Raw genomic sequence first — 25838 nt, forward strand, 5'->3', positions numbered from 1 at the left:
AATTCACTTTGCCGACGCTGCCAATGTCCCTGATAATGCGCCGCGTTCATGTCCTCAAAATGGCTTAACGACCTATGGTACATTTGTTTGCCGGCCTGGATCTTCATACCGGGCTATTACTCTTGCTTGCTCTGGTTTTTGTTCTGTTCTATGAAGCTATCAACGGCTTCCATGACACAGCCAATGCCGTAGCAACCGTCATTTATACACGCGCTATGCGTTCTCAGCTGGCAGTCGTGATGGCAGCGGTGTTTAACTTCTTCGGCGTTTTGCTGGGTGGGTTGAGCGTCGCGTATGCGATCGTGCATATGTTGCCGACCGATCTGCTGCTGAATGTTAGCTCTGCGCATGGTCTGGCGATGGTCTTTTCCATGCTGCTGGCCGCAATTATCTGGAACCTTGGCACCTGGTATTTGGGTCTGCCTGCTTCCAGCTCCCACACCCTGATTGGCGCGATTATCGGTATTGGTTTAACCAATGCATTGATGACCGGCACCTCAGTGGTGGACGCGTTAAACATCCCGAAAGTGCTGAATATCTTCGCTTCGCTGATCGTTTCACCGATCGTGGGCCTGGTCTTCGCTGGCGGTTTGGTGTTTATCCTGCGTCGTTACTGGAGCAATACGAAAAAACGTGCGCGCATCCATATGACCCCCGCTGAACGCGAGAAAATCGACGGCAAGAAAAAGCCGCCGTTCTGGACGCGTATCGCGCTGATCCTCTCCGCGATTGGCGTGAGTTTCTCGCACGGTGCGAACGACGGTCAGAAAGGTATCGGCTTGATTATGCTGGTGCTGATTGGCGTTGCGCCTGCGGGCTTCGTGGTCAATATGAATGCCTCTGGTTACGACATCACCCGTACGCGTGATGCCGTCAACAACGTGGAAACGTACTTCCAGCAACATCCGGCGCTGCTGCAAAAAGTGACCGGTGTCGATCCGCTCATCCCAACGCCGGAAGAAGTGGCCACCCAACCGGGTGAGTTCCATTGCCATCCGGGCCGCGCCATTATGGCGCTGGATCGCGCGAAAACGATGCTGACCAACGTTGAAAGCTACGACAAACTGCCGGTGGAACAACGCAGCCAGTTGCGTCGCATTATGCTCTGCCTGTCAGATATCACCGACCAGGTGGCGAAGCAGCCGGAAGTCAGCGCTGACGACCAGCGTCTGCTGAAAAAGCTGAAAGGCGATATGCTGAGCACCATTGAGTACGCGCCAATCTGGATAATCATGGCCGTCGCGCTGGCGTTAGGCCTGGGTACGATGATCGGCTGGCGTCGCGTGGCGACAACCATCGGTGAGAAGATCGGTAAGAAAGGCATGACGTATGCGCAAGGGATGTCCGCGCAGATGACAGCCGCCGTTTCCATCGGTCTGGCGAGTTACACCGGGATGCCGGTTTCCACTACGCACGTGCTGTCGTCTTCCGTTGCCGGGACGATGATCGTTGACGGCGGTGGCCTGCAGCGTAAAACCGTGACCAATATTCTGATGGCGTGGGTCTTCACCCTGCCAGCATCGATTATTCTGTCCGGCGTACTGTACTGGCTGGCGCTGCATCTGATTTAACGCGTTTCACGCACGACAAAAAACGGGCCCGCTTGCTGGCCCGTTTTTTTATGGTTTCAATTTAGTGCCAAATCAGCAACGCAATCAGGCTCACCACCACCAGACCGCAGAGTGAACTGGTTAAAATGAACAGACGGCGCACACGTTCACAGCGGCGAATAAATTCATCGTCATGATGATCGCGATAGCGCTGGGCGTAGATATACCACACCAGCCGCATCTGTTTGCTCGGTTGACCGTGGGAAGTGAAAAAGCCGCCACCGTCCACGTATTGATAAAGTAGAGGGTCGCATCCGCGAAGTACTACTAACAGCGCACGCAGCGATGAGTAATAACGCGCCATGTTAACCACACATACGACACACAAAGCCCAAAACAGCGCAACAGTGCTGATTACCATATCCCCTCCCCGGCGACCGCCCACAGAGATTCGCTCCTGGACCCTCGCTCCCGGATACCCAACCAAGCCAAACAACGAAGAGTATTAATCGCCGTACGGGATGACAACACAGGCGGTGTCCCGCAATTGACTTCGCTTCCATGCGCCAGACAACTGAGGGACACCGTCTGTTTTCCGTACGGTTTATTTATAGTGTAGGAGATCAGTTTATTTTTTTGCCACCAGCATCACCATCATCAATGCATCTGGCTGTAAATCTGGCTTAAGTGAATCGTGATCCAGGTTGATTGACGGTGCTAAAAGAGCGTTATAAGGTAGAAATATCTTCACAATGAGATCTTTAAGGCCGGGCGCTACGCTCACGTGAAACGCAGGATGCGGGCGCAGTGCAACAGCATCAGGGGGTTTAACCCCGATGGTCATCGACAACTTATGGAAGGAGTAACACTATGGCTTACAAACATATCCTTATCGCAGTCGATCTCTCCCCCGAAAGCAAATTGCTGGTTGAGAAAGCGGTATCCATGGCGCGACCGTACAACGCGAAAATTTCCCTGATTCATGTCGATGTAAACTACTCCGATCTTTATACAGGCCTTATCGACGTTAACCTCGGCGATATGCAAAAACGTATCTCCGACGAAACGCATCAGGCGCTGACAGAGCTTTCCACCAACGCGGGTTACCCGATCACTGAAACCCTGAGCGGCAGCGGCGATCTGGGGCAAGTACTGGTGGATGCGATTAAAAAATACGATATGGATCTGGTGGTATGCGGCCACCATCAGGACTTCTGGAGCAAACTGATGTCTTCCGCGCGCCAGCTTATCAACACCGTCCACGTTGATATGCTGATTGTCCCGCTGCGGGATGAAGAAGAAGATTGATATTTCGCTAACGGCTAAACGTTAGGCTAAATACCGCCCGGCCCGCGTAATGCGGCCGGGCTTTTTATTGCTCACGGCAAACTCCACGTGCCTATCAACAGGCGTTGGCGCCGCGTTGTCGGGTTAAGCCCACAGATGTGGCAGGTTTTTGGTACACCCTTACAGAGCGCAATCCATGCCGCCGTCTGTTTACTCTCCCGAACCGGGGTAGATATCGAAGCGATGGCTCTTCGTGACAACCGCCGATTGGGTAGCGATCCCCGCCAGCGGCGGCGCGTAATCCGGGCGTTTAACCACCACGCGTTTAATGGCGAGTTGACGCGCAGGCTCCAGTAAACCGTCGGCATCCAGATCCGGGCCAACCAGTGACTGAAACACCCGCATCTCCTTTTTCACCAGCGCGCTTTTTTGCTTATGTGGGAACATCGGGTCGAGGTAAACCACTTGCGGGCGCGGCGTAATATCCACCAACCCCGTCAGACTGGAGGCATGAATCAACTGCAAACGCTCGCGCAGCCACGGGCCAATCTCCGCATCGGCATAGCCGCGATTGAGACCATCCTCCAGCAACGCGGCGACAACCGGATTGCGCTCCAGCATCCGCACCCGACAGCCCACCGACGCCAGCACAAACGCATCGCGTCCCAGCCCGGCGGTCGCATCCACTACTTCCGGCAGATAGCTGCCTTTGATGCCGACCGCTTTCGCCACCGCTTCACCGCGCCCGCCGCCAAACTTGCGTCGGTGCGCCATGCCGCCTGCCACGAAGTCGACAAAAATCCCGCCGAGCTTCGGTTCGTCGCGCTTACGTAGCTCCAGATGCGTCGGTGTGAGCACCAGCGCCATCAGGTTGTCATTGTCCTGCTCCAGCCCAAAGCGGGCCACAAGAACAGATAAGGCGCCGTCTCCGGCGCCTGTTTCATCCTGCAAACAAATTTTCAATGCGTTAGCCTTCGATACCGTAATGCTCAAGCATCGCGTCAATCTGCGGCTCGCGGCCACGGAAGCGTTTGAACAGCTCCATGGGTTCTTCCGAACCGCCACGGGTCAAGATGTTATCGAGGAACGACTGCCCGGTCTCGCGGTTGAAAATCCCCTCTTCTTCGAAGCGGGAGAACGCATCCGCCGCCAGCACATCGGCCCACAGATAGCTGTAGTAACCTGCCGCGTAACCACCCGCGAAAATATGGCTGAACGCATGCGGGAAGCGCCCCCACGACGGCCCCGGCACGACCGCGACCTGGCGTTTGATTTCTGCCAGCGTTTCGAGGATTTTCGCCCCTTGTTCCGGGCTGAACTCAGCATGCAGACGGAAGTCGAACAGGCCGAACTCCAGCTGGCGCAGAATAAACATCGCCGCCTGGTAGTTCTTCGCTGCCAGCATTTTATCCAGCAGCTCCTGCGGCAGCGGTTCGCCGGTTTCATAATGGCCGGAGATAAACGCCAGCGCTTCCGGCTCCCAGCACCAGTTTTCCATAAACTGACTCGGCAGCTCGACCGCATCCCACGGCACACCGCTGATACCCGCCACGCCGGCGGTTTCAATACGCGTCAGCATATGATGCAAGCCATGCCCAAATTCATGGAACAGGGTAATCACTTCATCATGGGTAAACAGCGCCGGTTTGCCATTCACCGGGCGGTTAAAGTTACAGGTGAGATAAGCCACCGGTTTTTGCAGCGAACCATCGGCTCTGCGCAACTGACCCACGCAGTCGTCCATCCAGGCGCCGCCGCGTTTGTTCTCGCGAGCATAGAGATCAAGGTAGAAGCTGCCACGCAGCTCGTTGCTCTCGTCATACAGCTCGAAGAAGCGCACATCCGGATGCCAGACGTCGATATCTTTACGCTCTTTCGCGGTGATGCCATAAATGCGTTTTACCACTTCAAACAGGCCGTTTACCGCGCGCTCTTCCGGGAAGTACGGGCGCAGTTGTTCATCACTGATGCTGTAAAGATGCTGTTTCTGTTTTTCGCTGTAGTAGCCAATATCCCACGGTTGCAGCTCATCCACACCGAACTCGGCTTTAGCGAAAGCACGCAACTGCGCCAGCTCTTTTTCGCCCTGCGGACGCGCTCGTTTGGCGAGATCGGTTAAAAACTCCAGCACTTGCGACGGGTTTTCCGCCATTTTGGTAGCCAGTGATTTAAAGGCGTAGCTTTCAAAGCCCAGCAGTTGCGCCAGCTCGTGACGCAGCGCGAGGATTTCCGTCATCACCGGGCTGTTGTCCCATTTCCCGGCGTTCGGCCCCTGATCAGAGGCGCGGGTGCTGTAAGCGCGATACATCTCTTCACGCAGCGCCTGGTTATCGCAGTAGGTCATCACCGGCAGATAGCTCGGGATATCCAGCGTCAGCAGCCAGCCTTCTTGCTCTTTGGCTTCCGCCTGTGCTTTCGCCGCCGCCAGCGCGCTTTCCGGCATACCGGCCAGTTCAGCTTCGTCCGTCACCAGTTTGCTCCAGCCCATGGTGGCGTCCAGCACGTTGTTGCTGTAGATGTTGCCGAGCTCAGAGAGACGTGCGGCGATTTCGCCGTAACGTTTCTGTTTCTCTTTCGGCAAGCCGATGCCCGACAATTTGAAATCACGCAGTGCGTTATCGACCGATTTCTTCTCAGCCACACTCAGCGAAGCGTAATGCTCTCCATCGCGCAGATCGCGGTAGGCGTTGTATAACCCTTCGTTCTGCCCTACCCAGGTGCTGTATTCAGAGAGCAGCGGCAGCGTTTGTTCGTAAGCCTCGCGAAGTTCCGGGCTGTTTTTCACCGAGTTGAGATGGCTGACCGGCGAAAACAGGCGACCAAGACGGTCATCCACTTCCGCCAGCGGCTGGCAAAGATTCGCCCAGGTATACGGGCCACCCTGCGCGACAACGCTTTCCACCGCGTTCCGGCAATCGTCCAGCGCTTTGGTCACGGCGGGAACAACATGCTCAGGAAGGATTTGAGAAAACGGCGGTAGCACGAAAGGCGTCAATAAAGGGTTGGTCATATGCGCAGTCCTTGGAATGAGGTGAATAAAGCGCTTAGGCGCTTGGCAATGTTTTCTAGCATGGGGTTAAGTGTAGGAGATTTCAATCCCGGACGTTGCGCTTAGCAGGGTATCGCTGCAATAAGCAGCAGCGAAGAAAAAGCCCGGCGACATTGCGCCATCCGGGCGTCGTTATGCGGGTAACTCAGCGCGCTTTATGCGCCATTTCGAAGGCGGCAGACAAGTTCAAACGCTGCCAGAAATTTTGCTCATCTGTCGTGCCGGAAAGCGGATAACCCGCCGGTAAGGCCGTTTTCACCATCAACGCACGGCGCTGACTGGCAGAAAGGTTCGGCAGCGCCGCTTCCAGCAGCACTTCTGCGCCTTGCGGTACAGTCACCGCTTTCGCTGCCCCTTTCTGTTGTGGCAGATCGTAGGTCATTGTAAAGCGGTAGAAATCGCGCATTGCCGGGTCACGATAAGGATCGTCTTTACCGGCGGTCTGCGCGCATTGCGCCAGCGTCGTACCGCACTCTTTTTCCAGCGCGGCACGCAACTGATCGCGGGCTTCGTTAAACATCGTACGGTAAGCCGCATCGTTGAGGTAATGCGCCACATTGCGCTGCGCCAGCATGCGCGACCCCATAACATCCAGCGGGTAATGCACGCCTAACACCACGCGCGAGTAGCCGTAGCGCGCACCGCGCGTCATCAGCGCATCAAAACGTTCCGGGAGCATTTCCGCCATCAGCAGCGAATCGGTATAGCCGGTATTGGTGTGGCCGCTCGGGAAAGAGCCGCCGTCTGCGGTGTAGGCTTTATTGTCTTTCACCACCACATCGTCCGCCACAAGGTGAATGGTGTTGCCAGCAATCAGGAATGGCCGCTTGTAATCAAAGTGCTTTTTCGCCGCGCTGGTGCTGATCTCCGTCGCTTTGATCAGCGCCGCGGCTTTACCTAACTCGCCTTTGTCATAGGCGGTGAGAAACGCTTTGCCCAGCTTTGGTCCCAGCGCATCGGCAATAAAGTAGAGATAGCTGATGCCTTCGGCATCGGCCAGCGCCTGGCGACGTAAACCTTTTGTCGCGTTGAGGTTAATTTCCTCGGCAGTTTGCAGGTTGGCATCCAGCGTCGTTTTTGGCAGCGAACTAAATGCGGAAAGTAGCGCAATCCCGGCTTGCTGATTAGCTTTGACCTGGAAGTCATAACCCCGCGCTTTTAGCCACGTGTTGTCCGCTTGTTGATGCTGGGCTGAGTGCTCAAGTTGATCGCGCGTCAACGAGGAGGCACTTCCCTGCAACGCCTGGCGCAAGCCCGCCAGCGACTGCGCTTCCAGTGCAACATACGCCTGGCTTTCTGACGCAGGCGTCGTCGTATTTGCGATATCGCGCGCTTGCATAACGGAAATATCTTTCGCGCTCGCCTGATGAGCCAGCAGCAGCGCGGCAGTTAAAAGCGTGAGACGAATTTTCATTTTTTATCCTTTTATTCAAACAATTACCTTGCCTGAAAGCGACGCTAGCCCCTCAGTTTGACATTTTCATGACACAGTTATGTTTTGAAACCTTTTGCGCCCCGCTGAAACAAGCGGGCGCGGGCTACGGTAATCTGCACCAATCTGCGGTAAACTGTGCGAAATCTCGTTTATTTTCCGGAATCTCAGTATCCATGCTCAGTTATCGCCACAGCTTCCACGCAGGCAACCATGCCGACATCCTTAAACACACCGTTCAGAGCCTGATCATCGAAGCGCTGAAAGAAAAAGAGAAACCGTTTCTCTATCTCGACACCCACGCAGGTGCCGGGCGCTATCAGCTTTCCGGTGAACATGCAGAACGCACTGGCGAATATCTGGAAGGCATTGCCCGTATCTGGCAGCAGGATGATTTACCGGCTGAGCTGGAGCCGTATATGAACGTGGTGCGCCATTTCAACCGTAGCGGGCAGTTACGTTATTACCCCGGTTCACCGCTGATCGCCCGTGAACTGCTGCGTGAGCAGGACAGCCTGCAACTGACTGAACTGCACCCGAGCGACTACCCGCTGCTGCGCCAGGAGTTCCAGAAAGATAGCCGTACCCGCGTTGATCGCGCCGACGGTTTTCTGCAGTTAAAAGCCAAACTGCCGCCAGTTTCGCGTCGTGGTCTGATCCTTATCGACCCGCCCTACGAAATGAAAACTGACTACCAGGCGGTAGTCAGCGGCATCAGCGAAGGTCACAAACGTTTTGCCACCGGCGTTTACGCGCTGTGGTATCCGGTGGTGCTGCGCCAGCAAATCAAACGTATGTTGCGCGATCTGGAAGCCACCGGCATTCGCAACATCCTGCAAATCGAGCTGGGTGTGCGCCCGGACAGCGATCAACGCGGCATGACGGCTTCCGGCATGATTGTGATTAACCCACCGTGGAAACTCGAAGCGCAAATGAACAACGTGCTGCCGTGGCTGCACAGCAAACTGGTGCCAGCCGGCACCGGGCATACGCTGATTCACCAGGTGGTGCCGGAGTAATCGCAGCCATTGGTGGAACCTTTTCGGCTGCGCGCTACAATCGCGAATATTTTCGACTTCGTTCAGGATTAAGGAAACAACCATGAGCAAACATTACGACTACATCGCTATTGGCGGCGGTAGCGGCGGTATCGCATCGATTAACCGTGCGGCTATGTACGGTCAAAAATGCGCGCTGATCGAAGCAAAAGAACTTGGCGGCACCTGCGTGAACGTCGGTTGCGTGCCGAAAAAAGTGATGTGGCACGCAGCGCAGATTTCTGAAGCGATTCATCTGTACGGCCCGGATTACGGCTTCGACACCACCGTAAACCATTTCGACTGGAGCAAACTGGTTGCCAGCCGTAGCGCCTACATCGACCGCATTCATACCTCGTACGATAACGTGCTGGGTAAAAACAATGTCGATGTGATCCGCGGTTTCGCGCGTTTTGTTGATGCCAAAACAGTGGAAGTGAACGGCGAAACGATTACCGCCGACCATATCCTGATCGCCACCGGCGGCCGTCCAAGCCACCCGAATATTCCGGGCGTGGAATACGGTATTGATTCCGACGGTTTCTTCGCCCTGCCCGCGCTGCCAAAACGCGTGGCGGTGGTTGGTGCAGGTTATATCGCCGTGGAACTGGCGGGTGTGATCAACGGCCTGGGTGCCGAAACGCACCTGTTTGTGCGTAAACATGCGCCGCTGCGCAGCTTTGATCCGCTCATCACCGAAACGCTGGTGGAAGTAATGGCGGCAGAAGGCCCGACGCTGCACACCCACGCGGTGCCGAAAGAGGTGGTGAAAAACGCTGACGGCAGCCTGACGCTGACGCTGGAAGATGGCCGTTCACAAACCGTGGACAGCCTGATTTGGGCGATTGGCCGCGAACCGGCAACCGATAATTTCAACCTTGCGGTTACTGGAGTGAAAACCAACGACAAAGGGTATATCGAAGTCGATAAGTTCCAGAACACCAGCGTGCCTGGCATTTACGCGGTGGGCGATAACACTGGCGCGGTGGAACTAACGCCGGTTGCCGTAGCTGCCGGTCGTCGTCTCTCTGAACGCCTGTTTAATAACAAGCCGGATGAGCATCTGGACTACAGCAACATTCCGACCGTGGTGTTCAGCCATCCGCCGATTGGCACCGTTGGCCTCACCGAACCGCAAGCGCGCGAGCAGTACGGCGATGACCAGGTGAAAATCTACAAATCATCCTTCACCGCGATGTATACCGCCGTCACCACTCACCGCCAGCCGTGTCGTATGAAGCTGGTGTGCGTTGGTCCGGAGGAGAAAATTGTCGGCATTCACGGTATTGGCTCCGGCATGGACGAAATGCTGCAAGGCTTCGCGGTGGCGCTGAAAATGGGCGCGACCAAAAAAGACTTCGATAACACGGTGGCAATCCACCCGACAGCCGCTGAAGAATTCGTTACCATGCGTTAAGCAGCGCGCTACACGTATTTCCTGTGCGTTAAACACGAAGAGAAGCCCCTGCGGGCTTCTTTTTTTTACCGTCTTACCGGCGCGATTTTCTGAAAAAATAGCAACATTATTCAGCAGCAAAAAAGGAGCCACTAATGGGCTGGGAAATGCATATCACCCGGGCGGAATGTTGGGCGGAAAGCGAAACGCAGCCGATCGGCAGCGAAGAATGGGTAGCGCTGATTAACAGTGATAACGAACTCGCCTTTGATCGGCGAAATGGCGAATTTCACGTCATCTGGAAAGGGCAAGAAACCTGCTGGCTGGATTGGCGTGATGGCGAAATCTACAGCAAATCGCCCACGCAGCCGCTTTACGAGAAAATGCTGGAGATTGCCACAGCCCTGAATGCGCACCTGCGCGATGATGATGATCGCCCCTATCTGCTGCCGGAGGATTTGCTCAACCCTTCGTGGGCACGCTCTGCAACCAAAACGTCATTGTGGCAAAAGATCATCCGTTTTTTTAAGAAGTGAGCATGGCGCGCTGAAGTTAAAAACTTTTTCGCCGCAGCAAATGGCTAGCCACTCCCCAGCGCACCACCTGGCAGGTGCCGTGGTCGATCTCCAGCAGCGAATAACTGGCATTGGGATGGTGGTAACGCGCCACATTTTCGAGGGAATTTTCCAGCAATTGCGCTATCGCCGCCTGCATAATTTGTCCATGCGACACCAGCGCTACCGTGTGATGCGGGCAGAGATCCGGCAAGCGATGTAAAAAGTCGAGCAACCGCTGCGCAGCCTGCCCCAGCGACTCGCCCTGCGGCGGTTGAAAAGCCTCATCATCCGCGAAACGGGGATATTCCCGGCGAATATCGCTCAGCAGCCGACCATCAAACTCACCGAAATTCTGCTCCTGTAACGCCTCGTCGAGGCGGATATCACAGTGATATTGTTCCGCGATTAACAAAGCTATCTGCTGCGCCCTGCCGAGCGGCGATGAAAAAACGACGTCAGGGTGAATCCCTGCATCCCGCAGCCCGCGAAGCAAAGCGTGGCCCTCTTCGCGCCCGCGCGGCGTTAGCGGGCTATCGAGCTGCCCCTGGATAATCCCCGCCCGGTTCCACTCAGTTTGCGGATGGCGAATTAAAATCACTTTCATCTAAATCCTCGCCGCCTTCAGTTCGTTAATCAGCCACTGCACTGCGGGCTGGTAGTCGAACAACCGGTGTGTCAGCAGCAGCAAATCATACGATGGCGCGCCCTCCGGCAACTGCATAATGCGCAGCGGCAACATGGTTGCCAGCTCCCTGGCAATGCGAAACGGCACGCACATCAAATAGCCAGTCGCTACGGCCACGCGCCCGCCAACGGCGTAACTTTGCACCACCGTCGCCAGCGGCCGGTAGAGGTGCTGTTCGAGCAACCAGCCGTCAATATGATCCGCGCCGGAGCTGACCGCCGGTAAATGGATTTGCGCTTCACTGACCAGATGTCTCATGGTGAGCTGTTCCGGCAAATCGGTGCGTTCGACGGAAGCGATAGCGACAAAGTGGTCGGAGATAAGCTTATGTTTATTAAAATAATGCGGGATATGCTGAACGTTATCGACGCCGATAAACGCATCCAGTTGGCCCTGCTCCACCCGCTCAACCTTGATGGTTTCTGAAAGAATATCGACCGAAAGCCGGACATTCGGCGCAATGGTTTTAAAGCGCGCGGTCAGCACCGGCATAAACATGAACTCGAAATAATCCACCGCGCCAATATAAAACGTGTGCGCGTCGCGCAGCGGGTCGAAATGGCTTGGCCCGCGCGTGGCGGTATCCAGCTTGCTGAGCGCGCTCTCAATCACCGGGATCATCATCGCGGCGTAGGGCGTCGGTTCCATGCCGTTGCGCGTGCGGATAAACATCTCATCGTTGAGCTGTTCACGCAGGCGATTCAGGGCATGGCTAAAGGCAGATTGTGACAGATTCGCTTTCAGCGCCGCGCGAGTCACGCTCTTCTCTTTCGCCAGAATCGGCACCAGCCGCAGCAAATTCAGGTCGATCACCACTATGCATCCTGTTCATGTTTTCATGATAACAATACATTTTATGCATAACGTATTTCGTTGCTATAGTTTGCAGCAAAATAAGTGCTGTCGATTTGCACTGCCTGAACCGAGAACAACGGGAGAGTTTTTTATGAGAAATGTAACCGTCGCCGCAACGCAAATGGCGTGTAGCTGGGATCTGGATAAGAACATTCAAAACGCTGAACGTCTGGTGCGTGAAGCCCACAGCAAAGGCGCACAGGTGATCCTGATTCAGGAGCTGTTCGCTGCCCCTTACTTCTGCATCGATCAAAGCCCGGAACACTACGCACTGGCGCAGGAAGTGGCGAATAGCCCATTGATCAAACACTTCTCTGCGCTGGCCAAAGAGCTGGAAGTGGTGCTGCCGCTGAGCCTGTTTGAAAAGTGCAACAACGCCTATTACAACTCGCTGGTGATGATTGATGCCGACGGCAGCGTGCTCGACACCTACCGTAAAACCCATATTCCGAACGGTCCGGCTTACCAGGAGAAACAGTTCTTTATCCCAGGCGACACCGGTTTCAAAGTGTGGAACACCCGTTACGCGAAAATCGGCGTCGGCATCTGCTGGGACCAGTGGTTCCCGGAAACCGCGCGCGTTCTCGCCTTGCAGGGCGCGGAGATTATTTTCTATCCGACCGCGATCGGCTCTGAACCCGCTTACCCGGATATCGACAGCCAGCCGCACTGGACGCGCGTGCAGCAGGGCCACGCCGCCGCCAACGTCATTCCGGTGATTGCGTCTAACCGTATTGGCACCGAAACCAGCAAATACATCGAAGGCCTGGAAATGACCTTCTACGGCTCTTCCTTTATCGCCGATCAAACCGGTGCGCTGGTTGAACAGGCAAACAAAACCGACGAAGCGGTGCTGGTGCACACCTTCGATCTCGACGCCATTGCCGCGCAGCGCGCCGCATGGGGGCTGTTCCGCGATCGCCGCCCGAATATGTACAGCGCGATTGCCACCTCCGATGGCAGCGTAAGGAGCTAAGCGATGGTACAGCTGACCACGCCCGTGAAAGACGGTTTCGCCATGCCGGCAGAATGGGCGCCGCATCAGGCGGTTTGGATGATTTGGCCCTACCGCACTGATAACTGGCGCGCCGACGCCGCGCCGGCGCAGCAGGCGTTTGCCGCTGTCGCCAAAGTGATTTCACGCAACACGCCGGTGATCATGGGCGTGCCTGCCGCCGAAATGGACAAAGCGCGCGCCACCATGCCTGCGGAAGTGACGCTGGTGGAGATGGAAAGCGACGATGCATGGATGCGCGATACCGGCCCGACCGTGGTGGTCAATAACGCCGGTGAAAAGCGTGGTATCAGCTGGACATTTAACGCCTGGGGCGGGCTGAATGGCGGTTTATATGCAAGCTGGGATCGCGATCAGTTGGTGGCCGGGCAGGTTGCGGCTTATCACCAGATGCCGTGCTATCACACCGACTTGGTGCTGGAAGGCGGCTCCATTCATGTCGATGGCGAAGGCACATTGTTGACCACCGCGGAATGTTTGCTGAACCCGAACCGCAACCCGCATCTGAGCAAAGCACAGATCGAGCAGCAACTGCGCGATTATTTGGGTGTGACGCAGATTATCTGGTTGCCGGAAGGCGTGTTCAATGACGAAACCGACGGTCATATCGACAATATGTGCTGCTTCGTCCGTCCTGGCGAAGTCGCCCTGCACTGGACTGACGACCAGAACGATCCGCAGTACGCGCGCTCCGTTGCCGCACTTGAGGTGTTGGAAAACACTAAAGATGCGCAAGGGCGCACGCTGAAAGTGTGGAAAGTACCGTCGCCGCTACCGCTGTTTGCCAGCGCTGAAGAGACCCGTGATGTCGAAAAAGGCACGGCGATTGAGCGCCACGAAGGCAACCGCCTGGCGGGTTCTTACGTTAACTATCTGGTCAGTAACCAGCAGATTATTTACCCGCTGCTGGATCCGGCCACCGATGACGCAGCGCAGGCGCTGTTCGAAGAGATGTTCCCGGATTTCGTCATCACCGGCGTTCCGGCGCGTGAGATTTTGCTCGGCGGTGGCAATATCCACTGCATTACGCAGCAAATCCCGCGGTAATCCTTACCCCGGCGGCGTTCGTCGCCGGGTTTTACAACGTGCGTGACATACGAATGTACTGCACTTCTTGTTTATAAAACGGCTCGCCTTTCGCCATAAAGCCAAAGCGCGCGTAAAATGCCGCCGCCGACGTTCTGGCATCCAGTTGCACAAAATCAACGCCCGCCCGGACTAACTTTTCCAGCACGCTCTGCAACAGAAAACCGCCATAACCTTGCTGTTGATGCGTGTGCAAGGTGGCGAATTTACGGATTTGGCACCGCCGTTCATCAAGCATAAAAACCGATAAGCAACTGACAATTTTCCCGTCTTCAGCCACACCAAAATGGTGGGCATCGTCATCACCTTCAACGCACGAAGCATTACGGGGAAGATGCGGCCACAGTACCGTATGGCGGATATCGAGACATTGCTCTAACGTAATAGAGACGAGCTGCAAAGGCTTTTCCTCAGTCATTGCGGGGGGACTGACCGGCTACACCCCATGATTAGGTTCTGCGGGCGATTGTTCACAAATCGTTGCAAAACGAATGCTCCTAATTTCGCCACGGCGTTAAATGAGCTTCAGTACGTTTTATACACTATTAATCAGTAGGTTGTGGGTTTTGGCGTTTATTTCTTACCACGCTAAAATGTGATCAACCGCACACTTCGTCCTTCACGGATCGAAGCGAATGTCTACGCTTAATAGATAGCCGGGCAACACCCGTAATTTTTTACGACGACATCCGGAGGCCATAATCCTTATGTTCAACCAGAAACTACAAAGCGCAGAATCCGTCGAGTTCGTGATTGAGGAAGAGATCGTCTACGAAACCGATCCGTGCGAGTTAAAACTGGATGAAATGATCGAGGCGGAGCCGGAGCCGGAAATGATCGAAGGGTTACCGGCGTCCGACGCGCTAACCCCTGCCGATCGTTACCTTGAACTGTTTGAACACGTGCAGTCGTCGCGTATTTTTGCCGACAGCAAAACCTTTCCCGACTGCGCGCCGAAAATGGATCCGCTCGATATTCTGATTCGCTATCGCAAAATCAAACGCAAACCGGAGTTCGATCTGCGCCAATTCGTGAAAGCGCATTTCTGGATGCCGGAGGACTATTCCAAAGCGTATGTCTCCAACCCGGAGAATTCGTTAAAAGAGCATATCGACCAGTTGTGGCCGATCCTCACCCGCGAGCCGCAGGATCACATTCCGTGGTCTTCTCTGCTGGCGTTGCCGCAGGCTTACATTGTGCCCGGTGGGCGATTCCGCGAGACCTACTACTGGGATTCCTACTTCACCATGCTTGGGCTGGCAGAGAGTGGTCGCGACGATTTGCTGCGCTGTATGGCGGATAACTTCGCGTGGATGATTGAGCGTTACGGTCATATTCCGAACGGCAACCGCACGTATTATCTGAGCCGCTCGCAGCCGCCAGTTTTCGCGCTGATGGTTGAGCTATTTGAAGAGGACGGCGTACGAGGTGCGCGGCGCTATCTTGATCACCTGTTAATGGAGTACGCGTTCTGGATGGATGGCGCCGAATCGCTGGCGCTGAACCAGGCGTACCGCCACGCGGTGCGTATGCCGGACGGTTCGCTGCTCAACCGTTACTGGGACGATCGCGACACGCCGCGCGACGAATCCTGGCTTGAGGACGTTGAAACCGCGCGTCATTCCGGGCGACCGGCAAGTGAGGTCTATCGCGATTTGCGCGCGGGCGCGGCTTCCGGCTGGGACTACTCCTCGCGCTGGCTGCGCGATGCGCAACGGCTGGCGAGTATTCGCACCACGCAGTTTATCCCGATTGATTTGAACGCGTTTCTGTTCAAACTGGAAAGCGCGATTGCCAATATTTCCGGGCTGAAAGGCGACAGAGAACGTGAAGCACTGTTCCGCCAGAAAGCGAGCGATCGCCGCGCGGCGGTGAACCGCTATCTGTGGGATGACGAGAATGGCTGCTATCGCGACTACGACTGGCGTCGCGAGCAGATGGCGCTGTTTTCCGCGGCCAGTATTGTCCCGCTGTATGTGGGTATGGCGACTCATGAGCAGGCAGAGCGGCTGGCGGACGCCGTAAAAGCGCGCCTGCTCACGCCTGGCGGTATTCTGGCGACCGAGTACGAAACCAGTGAACAGTGGGATAAACCCAACGGCTGGGCACCGCTGCAATGGATGGCGATTCAGGGCTTCAAAATGTACGGTAATGACTCGCTGGGCAATGAGATCGCCCATAGCTGGTTGCAGACGGTAAATCACTACTATCAGCAGCATCACAAGCTGATTGAGAAGTACCATATCGCCAGCAGTACGCCGCGTGAAGGTGGCGGGGGTGAATACCCGCTGCAGGATGGTTTTGGCTGGACAAACGGCGTGGTGCGCCGCCTTATCGGTTTGTACGGCGAACCATAAGCTGCCGCTTCAGCGGCGCGCTATCACTTGATTGGCTATGCTGGCACATCCTGGTCGCTTACGCTTGTAAGCGCCAGGATGTGCCAGTTTGCTGTTCGTAACGCGAAAGCATGTGCCTGAGAAAATTAATCAATCACGTCATAAATCGAGGTTTGAATATCCGACCACTTGCGATTTTCATCCGACGGATCGGCCTCGAAACGCAACTGCGCTTGCTCCATCTCATACCGCTGGCGCTCTACCACCGGCTTGACGGTACAAAACGCGCGTAAATAGTCGCGCGTAATCGAGGTCAGCTTTTTGTTATTGGCCGCCATTTCGTGCGTCAGCGTGGTGATAAAACGCCGGCAAGGGCGGTTCTCATCCATTTGCAGGCGATATCGCAGCAGCAGATCCAGCACATCATTGTAATCCGCTATCACCGCGTTTTCCGTCCAGGAGAGTTTCCAGTTCATCCCGGTGCGTAAAAACAGCGACACCACACGCGTATCGTTGCGATCAATCGCCGCGCGGAAGTTATTTTCGTCGCGCGGCAGCCCCAGGCGGCTGAGTTCCTCTTTCGGTGAGGGGCGTTCGCGATCCTCGGCAATCGGCACGGTAACCCGGGCCTGACGTGCTACCGGTCCAGACATCCCGCTGGTAAACATCCAGAAGGCGCCAATCGCCATCAGCAACACCATCACACCGACCGCGCTCCACAGCACGCCAGAGAGCATCTGGTCGCGCTCTTCGCGGCTGCGCACCGACCGTTTTGCAGGTTTATCAATACTGTCACGCATCGGCATCGCATCACCTCCGGCAGCGCGGTCTTTTTTCCGCGTCTGCTCCCAGTAAGCGTCTAAATCCCCGCCGGCCTCACGCAGTATTTCAGCGGGATTGGTTTGCGTGCGCCCTTCATCGAACGCGCGCTGAACCGGTCCGGTAATTTGCGGATAATAGCTGTTCAATAAGAGCAACTGATTAGAGGTGAGCGGCTGTCCTGACACCACGCTTGCACGCATCTGGCGAATGTCATCCAGAAAGGTTTGCAACGTTTTGCGCGGTTCCAGTAGCAGGTTCAGTTCCGAGGCGTCATTAAACAGCCGGGCATAACGCTGGCTAAACTCTTTTTTATCTATCAGCAACAGCGCCAGCTCGCTAAACCGCATGCCGCTCAGTACATCATTGTGATCGCCAAGCCGTAGCCAGCGCCGCACACGATCGGCACCAAACTGTGTTTTCAGGTGATTACGCAGCTTTTCGCTATCCGGCCACACCTGCATCACCAGCGATTTAATCATCGTTTCCATGGCGCGTAGCTGCTGTAGCCCTTGCCGCTGCTGCGCATCATCCGACGGCAAGGCGGTGTTGTAGCTCAGCAACTTCTGCTTATTACGCAGGTTTTCCAGCGCGCTGATAAATCGCAGCGCCGCAATAAGCTGATTTTCTGTCACATTCTGCCCGTTCTCATAACGCGGAACGAGCTGCTGCAAGTGACGAAGCTGTAAAGTGAACTGTGTTAATTCCGCATCGTTGAGTTTTAGTCGTTTAGCCACCGCGCCCCAGCCACCCAAACTCAGGCGCGCAACATCCAGTTGTTCCAAAAACCAGCGAGGATCTTTACCTTCATCAAAATGCACATTCAGCAGCAATAAGATTTCAACAGACGCCTCGCGAATAATAGCAATGCATTTTTCAAACTGTTCACCCGTATTCAATGGGGCAGAAAGAGTCATTATTTTCCTTTAAGTACAACTGAAGAAACAATTAACTGGCCAACCTGAGCGCTTAATTTTTTCTTTATTTATGAGTAAGTAAAAGATAGCTCAGTTGACGATTATTATCAGTGATAGTGGTTTCAAGCCGAAAAAAAAACAGCAGGAGATATTCACTGTGTTAATACTTTTTACCCCAAGACTAACCTGCTCGCCAATAACAGAAGAGACATGGCCATTCTTTCTTTCACTGCAACAAGATCCGCAGGTAATGCGCTACGTTGCCGATGCCCGCAGTGAACATGAGATCCGTGAAGCATTCGACGCCCGGCTGGCCCCCTGGTCCCCCGGCAGCCGACACTGGCTCTGCCTGCTGGTACGCGACACGGCGACAAACGAACCGCTGGGCGTAACCGGTTATATTCACCGCGAGGATGATTGCGCCGAAGTCGGCTTCCTGTTCGCGACTGCCGCGCAGGGCAAAGGCTATGGCCAGGAGTCGCTAAAAGCGCTGTGTGATTACGCCTTCAGCGAAGGCGGCATTCGTAAACTCACCGCTACCGTAACGGCGGGAAATCACGCGTCCCGACACTTGCTGGAAAAAACCGGCTTTATCCTCGAAGGCGAACTGCGCGAGTCCTACTGGCTGGCAGGACGCTGGCATAACGACTGGCTGTTTGGCTTACTGCGCCACGAATATGACGAAAAACGATAATTCGTCAGCATAGTTCGCTATGCTCTGCCAGGCTTAAGGACGTGTTCCGGCAATATTCAGGAGAGGTTATGAAGAAAATTGTGCTTGCCGCCGGTCTGGTGGCGCTGTTCTCCATGACGGCATTCGCAGAAGATGCACCCGGTCTGAAAGCGGACAAAGCGCCGCCACCGCCGCATAAAATGGATGACGGCTATCGCGGCATGGAAGATGCGCGCACCATGACCATCAAACAGGCAAAAGCCCTGCATGATGGCGCGTCCGTCTCGCTGCGCGGTAACCTGGTTGAGAAGGAGAGCGGTGATCTTTACCTGTTCCGCGATAAAACCGATCAGGTTCAGGTCTATATTCCAGCGGCGATATTTGATGGTAAATCCGTGTCGCCGGATGAACTGGTCGGCATCAGCGGTTCGCTGGATAAAAAACAGCAACCGGTGCGTATCCGGGTAACGCATTTTCAGAAACAGTAACACTGCACGCCCGGCAGCGAACCCTGCCGGGCGTGACGGTCTTACAGGAACATCCCACCCGACACTTCCACGCGTTGCGCATTCATCCATGCCAGCTCGTCGCTCAGCAGTGCGGCAATCGCATCGCCAATATCATCCGGCAGGCCGACACGACCCAACGCGGTTTGCGCAGCAATGTGTTGATTAACCTGCTCATTATCACGCACTACCCCGCCGCCAAAATCGGTTTCAATCGCGCCCGGTGCAATGATATTCACCGAAATGCCCCGCGCGCCAAGCTCTTTCGCCTGGTAACGGGTCAGCACTTCCATTGCCCCTTTCATTGACGCATACGCCGCATAGCCCGGCTGGCAAAAACGCGCCAGGCCACTGGAAACATTAAGAATGCGCCCGCCATTTTTCAGCAGCGGCAGCAGGCTTTGCGTCAGGAAGAACGGGCCTTTGAAATGGATATTCACCAGTTGATCAAATTGCTCAACGCTGGTTTCGGCGAAAGTTGCACTGATACCGATGCCAGCATTGTTCAATAAACAATCAAACGTCTCGCGCTGCCATACCGATTTCAATTGTTCCTGCACATTGCGCGCAAAAGCATCAAATCCGGCGATATCACCGACGTTAAGCTGCAATGCCACCGCTTTTACGCCTTTTTGCTCAATTTCACGCACCACATTCTGCGCTTCTTCGGCGTTACTGTTGTAGGTCAGGATAATGCCCGTTCCCTTCGCCGCCAGCTTCAGCGCCGCGTTCTTACCCAAACCGCGGCTGCCACCCGTCACTAAAGCAATATGTTCTGTCATAAAAAACCTCGTTTTCGCTGATGTGAGACTGTGGAAAAAGCTTATTAGCTGACGAATAAACAATAAAGGTGCTAAATTACGCTTCACTGTTTCATTACAAGCAACAATAGAGCGTGATGATGGATAAAATTTACGCAATGCAACTGTTTATCCGCGTGGCGGAACTGGAGAGTTTTTCCCGCGCGGCGGACTCGATGGGGCTTCCTAAGGGTAGCGTATCGCGCCAGATCCAGGCGCTGGAGACGCACCTCGGCACCCAGTTGTTGCACCGCACCACACGCCGCGTCCAGCTCACGCAGGACGGCATGGTTTACTACGAGCGGGCGAAAGATCTGCTGGCGAATATGGATGAGCTCGACGGTATGTTCCTGCATGATCCATCAAGCATCAGCGGGCGTTTGCGCGTCGATATGCCGGTCGGGGTGGCGAAAAATCTGCTGATCCCGCGCCTGCCCGCTTTCCTGCAACAATATCCCGGCATTGAATTGGAGCTCAGCAGCAGCGACAGGCTGGTGGATATTATTCGCGAAGGGTTCGACTGCGTCGTGCGCGTTGGCACGCTCAAAGATTCCGGTCTGATCGCCCGCCAGCTCGGGCGGCTGTCGGTCATTAACTGCGCCAGCCCCGATTATCTGGCGCGTTTTGGCTACCCGGAAACGCTCGACGATTTATCCTCCCACGCGCTGGTGCATTACGCCGTTAACCTTGGTACGCGCCCGCCAGGCTTTGAGGTCTGGCAGGATAAGCAGACACACTGGGTGAAAACCGGCGGTATCCTGACGGTGAACAGCACCGAAACATACCAGGCTGCCTGTCTGGCCGGATTAGGGATTATTCAGGTGCCGCGCGTTGGCGTACGCGAAGCGCTGCGGGCGGGGAAGCTGGTGGAGATCCTGCCGCAATACCGCGCTGAACCGATGCCGGTTTCGCTGATTTACCCGCACCGCCGTAATTTATCGCGCCGCGTGCATCTGTTTATGGAGTGGCTGGCGACCGTACTGAAGGATTACGTCGACCACTAGCAGCTATAATTTCAGTTACCACACATTCAGGAGAAGGAAAACAGACCTGATGACGCCGGAAAATCATGAAAAACGCCCGACGCAAGACCTCGACTACGAACCCGTCAGGAAGATGGCTGAGCAGCCCACCGAAAAGAAACACTCTGCCCCTTCAGCCGCCAGTACCACGCTGGCATCACTCACCGACATGGTGCAAAAAATCCAGCGCTGGCCAGTAGTTGCGCACCTGATCCGCGCGACGGAACGTTTTAACGACCGCATGGGCAACCAGTTTGGCGCGGCCATTACCTACTTCTCGTTTCTGTCGATGATCCCCATCATGATGGTGTCGTTTGCCGCCGCCGGTTTTGTGCTCGCCTCGCACCCAACGCTATTGCAGGACATTTTCAATAAGATCCTGATGAGCGTGAGCGACCCGACGATGGCGTCAACACTGCAAAACACCCTCAATATTGCCGTGCAGCAGCGCACGACGGTAGGAATTGTCGGGCTGGCTATCGCCCTCTATTCCGGCGTGAACTGGACCGGCAACCTGCGTGAGGCGATCCGCGCCCAGTCGCGTGATGTCTGGGAGCGTAACGCGCAGGATGAAGAAAAAATCTGGGTAAAGTATTTCCGCGACTTCATTTCGCTGATTGGCTTGTTAGTCGCGCTGATCGTGACGCTTTCCATAACGTCGGTGGCGGGCTCCGCGCAGCAGTTGATCATCAACGCGCTGCACCTGGATTACATTGAATGGCTGAAACCGGCCTGGCGACTGATTGGCCTGGCTATTTCGATTTTCGCGAACTATTTGCTCTTCTTCTGGATCTTCTGGCGTTTGCCGCGCCACCGTCCGCGTAAAAAGGCGCTGATCCGCGGCACATTTCTCGCGGCAATTGGGTTTGAAGTGATCAAAATCATTATGACCTGGACGCTGCCATCGCTGGTGAAATCGCCCTCCGGCGCGGCGTTTGGCTCGGTGCTCGGGCTGATGGCATTCTTCTACTTCTTTGCTCGCCTGACGCTGTTTTGCGCCGCGTGGATCGCCACCGCGCAGTACAAAGGTGACCCGCGCATGCCGGACAAAACCCACCACTAACACCGCTATCGGGCTGAAGGAAATGGAATATTTCAGCCCGCCTGGCGATTTCAGCATGAAAATCCAGTCCGTAACTTTTATTTAACCAAAAACCAGTTTTATTCTCTGATTATTAAAATCTGTGAAGCATTTCATAGAAGGTAAATCGTGAGTCTGAAAATTATTCGCTTTTTGCCGGTTTTTTGCGCGAAAGCCCGGTTTGTTACAGATTGAAATGTCGCTTTTGCTGTGGCTAATATGGTCGTTCGTTCGCGCAAAAATAAGAAAATTCTATGCAAGCTACAGCCACAACTTTCGACAACGAGCAGGAAAATCCGCCGGTAAATTCACGTAATAAAGTCGTCGTTGCGTCTCTGATTGGCACCGCCATCGAGTTCTTCGATTTCTATATTTACGCCACCGCTGCGGTGATTGTATTCCCGCATATCTTCTTCCCGCAGGGCGACCCGACGGCCGCCACGCTACAGTCGCTGGCGACCTTCGCCATTGCTTTTATTGCGCGCCCGATTGGTTCCGCTGTGTTTGGACACTTTGGCGACCGCGTTGGCCGTAAAGTGACGCTGGTGGCCTCGCTGCTGACGATGGGGATCTCTACCGTGCTGATCGGTCTGCTGCCGGGGTACGAAACCATTGGCGTGATGGCACCGTTGCTGCTGGCACTGGCGCGTTTCGGCCAGGGTCTGGGTCTGGGCGGTGAATGGGGCGGGGCGGCGCTGCTGGCCACGGAAAACGCCCCGCCGCGCAAACGCGCGCTGTACGGCTCTTTCCCGCAACTGGGCGCGCCGATTGGCTTCTTCTTTGCGAACGGCACCTTCCTGCTGCTCTCCTGGTTACTGACCGATGAGCAGTTTATGGCGTGGGGCTGGCGCGTGCCGTTTATTTTCTCCGCCGTGCTGGTGCTGATTGGCCTGTACGTTCGCGTTTCGCTGCATGAAACACCGGTATTTGCCAAAGTCGCCGCCGCGAAGAAGCAGGTGAAAGTGCCGCTGGGCACGCTGCTGACCAAACATGTGCGCGTTACCGTGCTGGGCACCTTTATCATGCTGGCGACCTACACGCTGTTCTACATCATGACGGTCTATTCCATGACCTTCAGCACCTCGCCGCAGGGCCTGGGCCTGCCGCGTAACGAAGTGCTGTGGATGCTGATGATGGCGGTGATTGGCTTCGGTGTGATGGTGCCGGTGGCGGGTCTGCTGGCGGACGCGTTTGGTCGCCGCAAAAGCATGGTGATCATCACCACGCTTATCATCCTGTTCGCGCTGTTTGTCTTCCCGCCGCTGCTCGGTTCTGGTAGCCCGGTGCTGGTAATAGCCTACCTGCTGATCGGCCTGAGCCTGATGGGGCTGACCTTCGGTCCGATGGGCGCGCTGCTGCCGGAGTTGTTCCCGACGGAAGTGCGTTATACCGGCGCGTCGTTCTCCTACAACGTGTCGTCGATCCTCGGCGCATCGGTGGCACCTTATATCGCCACCTGGCTGCAGGCCAATTATGGTCTGATGTATGTCGGGTTCTACCTGGCCGCGATGGCCACATTAACGCTTATCGCGCTGCTGCTGACCCACGAAACCAAACACCAGTCGCTGTAACCTTTTTGCCCTCTCTTCGCTGAAGAGAGGGCCACTTCCCGTTGCGCTTCCTAGTGTTTCATCTGTGACAAAATCGCCCGGCACTGATTCTGCTCACCTTCCGATGGCGAGATCAACGCCAGCAATGCCGCCGCCGGGGTGACCAGGGTTGCCAGCGCTGCCGCCACCGCACCGCGCGCAATCAACGGCCCGGGTTTCACCCCCGCCTGCGGGTTTTTAAAACTGCCACGCACGTACAGCGGTGAACGCAGCGTGACAATACGCACGCCTTTGCTTTCAGGATCAATGGTTAAGTCGAGTTGTTCCGACGCCATGCTGGCGGTGCCGGTAATGTTAATCAGCGCGTTTTCCGTATCAAAGGCGAAGATTTGCGGACGCGCGACACCGTTGACTAAATCAAGGTTCGCAGCGGCACAATTTACCCGCACTTCGTCATCGCCAAACAACTGACCGACAATATAGTTGCCGACGTTAAGACCAAGAATTTCCATCAGGTTACGGCTGACTACCCCGTCGTTCATCAACAGTTTCAGGTTGCCATTGCTGGTGCCCAGCAGCGCCGCCACGGAGTTGCCCACGCCGCGAAGCTCCGCGTCACCGTTCATCTCACCAAGGGTTTTCTGCATCAGCTCGACATCAGGCATCAACTCTTTGAGCTTCAGCCGCCGCGCCTGGATCTCCGCCCGACCTTGCATCGGTTTTTTATCCCCTTCGAGATGGATATTCGATGAGATGGTGCCGCCCGCAAGACCAAATTTCAGCGGTTGCAGGCGCAGGTCGGCATCTTTCAGCAGAATGTGGGTCGACAAGTCGCTGATGGGTAGCGTTGAGCCGTGCTCAATCCGGCGACCTTTAAAGCGCACATCGGCATCCATTACGTCCCATTTATCGGTTTCAAAACGGTCATACGGCAGCACTTTGCCCGCTGGTTGCCCCGCTTTCTCGCCCTTTTGCTGTTCGGTGCGTTTCGACTGCTCAGCGCCTTTGCCGGAATCGACACCAATCAGCGGCCCTAAATCCGCCAGCCGTAACTGGCGCGATTCAACGTCGCCTTCCAGCTTTGGACGCGGTTTAGCGGTGGTGTAGCGCAGCGTGCCATGAATATCGCTTTCGCCGATATGACCATTAAAGTCGCGATAGTCATACACCGACCCTTTTTCGTTGTTGAGCTTCGCGATGAGATGACCATCGGTTTCAAAGGGCGGCGTGTCCGGCAGCAGCACGCCGGTTAAGTCATACAGTTCGCCAAGGGAGTTGCCGCCGAACTTGAGCTGTAAGTCAGCACCGCCCAGGTTCATCGGGTCATTGATGGTGCCGACAAACGCCACGCGCGTGTTACCGGAGCGGAAATCCGCCTGCACCGGGAAAGGTGTGCCTTCGCCGCGCAGCGCCAGCATGCCGCCAATTTTGCCGCTGCCGGACACCGGCTGGCCGTTGTAACGCCCTTTCGCCGTCAGACCAAAGATGTAATCCCCGGCGTTGACTTTGCTGTCGCTTTTGCCGGTCACTTCGCTAAACGGCAGCGGCTTGCCTAAGGGATTTACCAGAATCTCGATATCAGCGCGGTTGAGCACATCATCAATGGCGATACGCCCGCGATCAAAAAGAATGTTATCCAGCCGGAATGACCAACTCGAAGGCTGCGCGTTTGCGTCTTTGTTGGCGTCGCTGGCCAGCGTGAAGGTCCAGTTATTGAGCTTTTCCGAGCGACGAATCAGCCTGGCATCGGGCTGTTGCAGTTTGATCCACGGCAGGTAAACGGTTTTGGTGAACAGCGCCAGCGGCGCGAGGGTGGCTTCAACGCGGGGTAAATGCACCATTGTCACTTCGTCGATACCCGGCGGGTTGCCCAGCATAATATCGTCGGCGTGAACATGCGGCCATGGAACCCAGCTGCGCCAGCCGGTTTCCTCTTTTTGTCGTTCCCACACCACGCCCAAATCGCCGCGAATGGCGAACGGACGGTTAAGCTCCGTGGAGACTTTTTCGTTAATAGTGGGTTTGAGGCGGTTCCAGTCGAATGTGGCGATGATGATAATGGCGACCACAATCAGCAACAGCAACGTCGCGAAGACGGCGATAATCGCTTTACTCGTTTTTGTCATCGTTCTGCCTTTCCTTTAAAGCCTTACCTGTCATAAAGATAGTAGAGGCTCGCGGAAAG

Annotated in this window: 24 protein-coding genes; 13 read left to right on the top strand and 11 right to left on the bottom strand. The window is 55.4% G+C overall.

Annotated elements, in window-relative coordinates; genetic code table 11:
- Positions 1-74 precede the first annotated feature (74 nt).
- A complete protein-coding gene (gene pitA, locus M8Q36_RS04710) occupies positions 75-1571 on the top strand; it encodes an inorganic phosphate transporter PitA (protein ID WP_045507687.1) in 1497 nt (498 codons plus the stop codon).
- Positions 1572-1632: 61 nt separating this feature from the next.
- On the opposite strand, the gene uspB is transcribed toward pitA, so the two are convergent.
- Positions 1633-1971: a universal stress protein UspB gene (gene uspB, locus M8Q36_RS04715; RefSeq protein ID WP_017458289.1), complete on the bottom strand. Its 339-nt coding sequence runs from the start codon at positions 1969-1971 to the stop codon at positions 1633-1635.
- A 207-nt stretch (positions 1972-2178) separates the two neighbouring features.
- Entirely contained in the window at positions 2179-2394 is a 216-nt protein-coding gene (locus M8Q36_RS04720; protein ID WP_097406451.1) for a hypothetical protein, read from the bottom strand.
- A gap of 26 nt (positions 2395-2420) precedes the next feature.
- Here M8Q36_RS04720 and uspA point away from each other — a divergent pair, with 26 nt between their 5' ends.
- Positions 2421-2858, top strand: a complete 438-nt coding sequence (uspA, locus tag M8Q36_RS04725; RefSeq protein WP_007369617.1) for a universal stress protein UspA — start codon at positions 2421-2423, stop codon at positions 2856-2858.
- Positions 2859-3047: 189 nt separating this feature from the next.
- Here the strand turns inward: uspA and rsmJ are convergent, their stop codons facing one another.
- From rsmJ to M8Q36_RS04740, 3 genes are all read right to left on the bottom strand, one after another.
- Positions 3048-3800: a 16S rRNA (guanine(1516)-N(2))-methyltransferase RsmJ gene (rsmJ, locus tag M8Q36_RS04730; RefSeq protein ID WP_249880159.1), complete on the bottom strand. Its 753-nt coding sequence runs from the start codon at positions 3798-3800 to the stop codon at positions 3048-3050.
- Positions 3801-3804: 4 nt separating this feature from the next.
- Positions 3805-5847, bottom strand: coding sequence for an oligopeptidase A (gene prlC / locus M8Q36_RS04735; protein ID WP_249880160.1), 2043 nt, complete (start codon positions 5845-5847; stop codon positions 3805-3807).
- A 184-nt stretch (positions 5848-6031) separates the two neighbouring features.
- Positions 6032-7300, bottom strand: coding sequence for an acid phosphatase (locus tag M8Q36_RS04740; protein ID WP_249880161.1), 1269 nt, complete (start codon positions 7298-7300; stop codon positions 6032-6034).
- A gap of 194 nt (positions 7301-7494) precedes the next feature.
- Here M8Q36_RS04740 and M8Q36_RS04745 point away from each other — a divergent pair, with 194 nt between their 5' ends.
- From M8Q36_RS04745 to M8Q36_RS04755, 3 genes are all read left to right on the top strand, one after another.
- Entirely contained in the window at positions 7495-8337 is an 843-nt protein-coding gene (locus M8Q36_RS04745; protein WP_249880162.1) for a 23S rRNA (adenine(2030)-N(6))-methyltransferase RlmJ, read from the top strand.
- Positions 8338-8419: 82 nt separating this feature from the next.
- Positions 8420-9772, top strand: coding sequence for a glutathione-disulfide reductase (gorA, locus tag M8Q36_RS04750; RefSeq protein ID WP_020455643.1), 1353 nt, complete (start codon positions 8420-8422; stop codon positions 9770-9772).
- A gap of 134 nt (positions 9773-9906) precedes the next feature.
- A complete protein-coding gene (locus tag M8Q36_RS04755; protein WP_249880163.1) occupies positions 9907-10287 on the top strand; it encodes a hypothetical protein in 381 nt (126 codons plus the stop codon).
- Positions 10288-10303: 16 nt separating this feature from the next.
- Here M8Q36_RS04755 and M8Q36_RS04760 read toward each other — a convergent pair whose 3' ends face one another.
- Both M8Q36_RS04760 and M8Q36_RS04765 read right to left on the bottom strand, forming a co-directional pair.
- Positions 10304-10912, bottom strand: coding sequence for a histidine phosphatase family protein (locus M8Q36_RS04760; RefSeq protein ID WP_249880164.1), 609 nt, complete (start codon positions 10910-10912; stop codon positions 10304-10306).
- On the bottom strand, positions 10913-11806 hold the full coding sequence (locus M8Q36_RS04765; RefSeq protein WP_249880165.1) for a LysR family transcriptional regulator: 894 nt from the start codon (positions 11804-11806) through the stop codon (positions 10913-10915).
- A 133-nt stretch (positions 11807-11939) separates the two neighbouring features.
- Between M8Q36_RS04765 and aguB the strand changes: the two genes are divergently transcribed.
- Together aguB and aguA are read left to right on the top strand one after the other, a co-directional pair.
- A complete protein-coding gene (aguB, locus tag M8Q36_RS04770; protein ID WP_020455649.1) occupies positions 11940-12824 on the top strand; it encodes an N-carbamoylputrescine amidase in 885 nt (294 codons plus the stop codon).
- Positions 12825-12827: 3 nt separating this feature from the next.
- A complete protein-coding gene (gene aguA / locus M8Q36_RS04775) occupies positions 12828-13910 on the top strand; it encodes an agmatine deiminase (RefSeq protein ID WP_249880166.1) in 1083 nt (360 codons plus the stop codon).
- Between the two features lie 31 nt (positions 13911-13941).
- Here the strand turns inward: aguA and M8Q36_RS04780 are convergent, their stop codons facing one another.
- Positions 13942-14349, bottom strand: a complete 408-nt coding sequence (locus tag M8Q36_RS04780) for a GNAT family N-acetyltransferase (RefSeq protein ID WP_249880167.1) — start codon at positions 14347-14349, stop codon at positions 13942-13944.
- Between the two features lie 307 nt (positions 14350-14656).
- Between M8Q36_RS04780 and M8Q36_RS04785 the strand changes: the two genes are divergently transcribed.
- Complete coding sequence (locus M8Q36_RS04785) at positions 14657-16306, top strand: alpha,alpha-trehalase (RefSeq protein ID WP_017458277.1); 1650 nt, start codon at positions 14657-14659, stop codon at positions 16304-16306.
- Positions 16307-16431: 125 nt separating this feature from the next.
- On the opposite strand, the gene M8Q36_RS04790 is transcribed toward M8Q36_RS04785, so the two are convergent.
- Positions 16432-18021, bottom strand: coding sequence for an STY4199 family HEPN domain-containing protein (locus M8Q36_RS04790; protein ID WP_249880168.1), 1590 nt, complete (start codon positions 18019-18021; stop codon positions 16432-16434).
- Between the two features lie 148 nt (positions 18022-18169).
- On the opposite strand from M8Q36_RS04790, the gene M8Q36_RS04795 reads away from it, so the two are divergent.
- Complete coding sequence (locus M8Q36_RS04795) at positions 18170-18715, top strand: GNAT family N-acetyltransferase (protein WP_502825488.1); 546 nt, start codon at positions 18170-18172, stop codon at positions 18713-18715.
- A gap of 68 nt (positions 18716-18783) precedes the next feature.
- The gene (locus M8Q36_RS04800; protein WP_249880170.1) at positions 18784-19182 is read left to right on the top strand and encodes a YdeI family stress tolerance OB fold protein; all 399 of its coding nucleotides are present in this window, start codon (positions 18784-18786) and stop codon (positions 19180-19182) included.
- Between the two features lie 41 nt (positions 19183-19223).
- On the opposite strand, the gene M8Q36_RS04805 is transcribed toward M8Q36_RS04800, so the two are convergent.
- Positions 19224-19982 carry an SDR family NAD(P)-dependent oxidoreductase gene (locus tag M8Q36_RS04805; protein WP_249880171.1) on the bottom strand — a complete coding sequence of 253 codons (759 nt, stop codon included), beginning with the start codon at positions 19980-19982 and terminating at the stop codon, positions 19224-19226.
- 119 nt (positions 19983-20101) lie between these two features.
- Between M8Q36_RS04805 and M8Q36_RS04810 the strand changes: the two genes are divergently transcribed.
- From M8Q36_RS04810 to M8Q36_RS04820, 3 genes are all read left to right on the top strand, one after another.
- Positions 20102-21004 carry a LysR family transcriptional regulator gene (locus M8Q36_RS04810; protein WP_044489752.1) on the top strand — a complete coding sequence of 301 codons (903 nt, stop codon included), beginning with the start codon at positions 20102-20104 and terminating at the stop codon, positions 21002-21004.
- A 49-nt stretch (positions 21005-21053) separates the two neighbouring features.
- Positions 21054-22085 carry an inner membrane protein YhjD gene (gene yhjD / locus M8Q36_RS04815; RefSeq protein ID WP_020455658.1) on the top strand — a complete coding sequence of 344 codons (1032 nt, stop codon included), beginning with the start codon at positions 21054-21056 and terminating at the stop codon, positions 22083-22085.
- A gap of 272 nt (positions 22086-22357) precedes the next feature.
- A complete protein-coding gene (locus M8Q36_RS04820) occupies positions 22358-23674 on the top strand; it encodes an MFS transporter (protein ID WP_249880172.1) in 1317 nt (438 codons plus the stop codon).
- 50 nt (positions 23675-23724) lie between these two features.
- Here the strand turns inward: M8Q36_RS04820 and M8Q36_RS04825 are convergent, their stop codons facing one another.
- Positions 23725-25779 carry an AsmA family protein gene (locus tag M8Q36_RS04825; protein WP_249880173.1) on the bottom strand — a complete coding sequence of 685 codons (2055 nt, stop codon included), beginning with the start codon at positions 25777-25779 and terminating at the stop codon, positions 23725-23727.
- Between the last annotated feature and the right edge of the window lie 59 nt (positions 25780-25838).

Source organism: Kosakonia sp. R1.Fl (genome assembly GCF_023516815.1).
In the GTDB taxonomy this organism is placed as follows: domain Bacteria; phylum Pseudomonadota; class Gammaproteobacteria; order Enterobacterales; family Enterobacteriaceae; genus Kosakonia.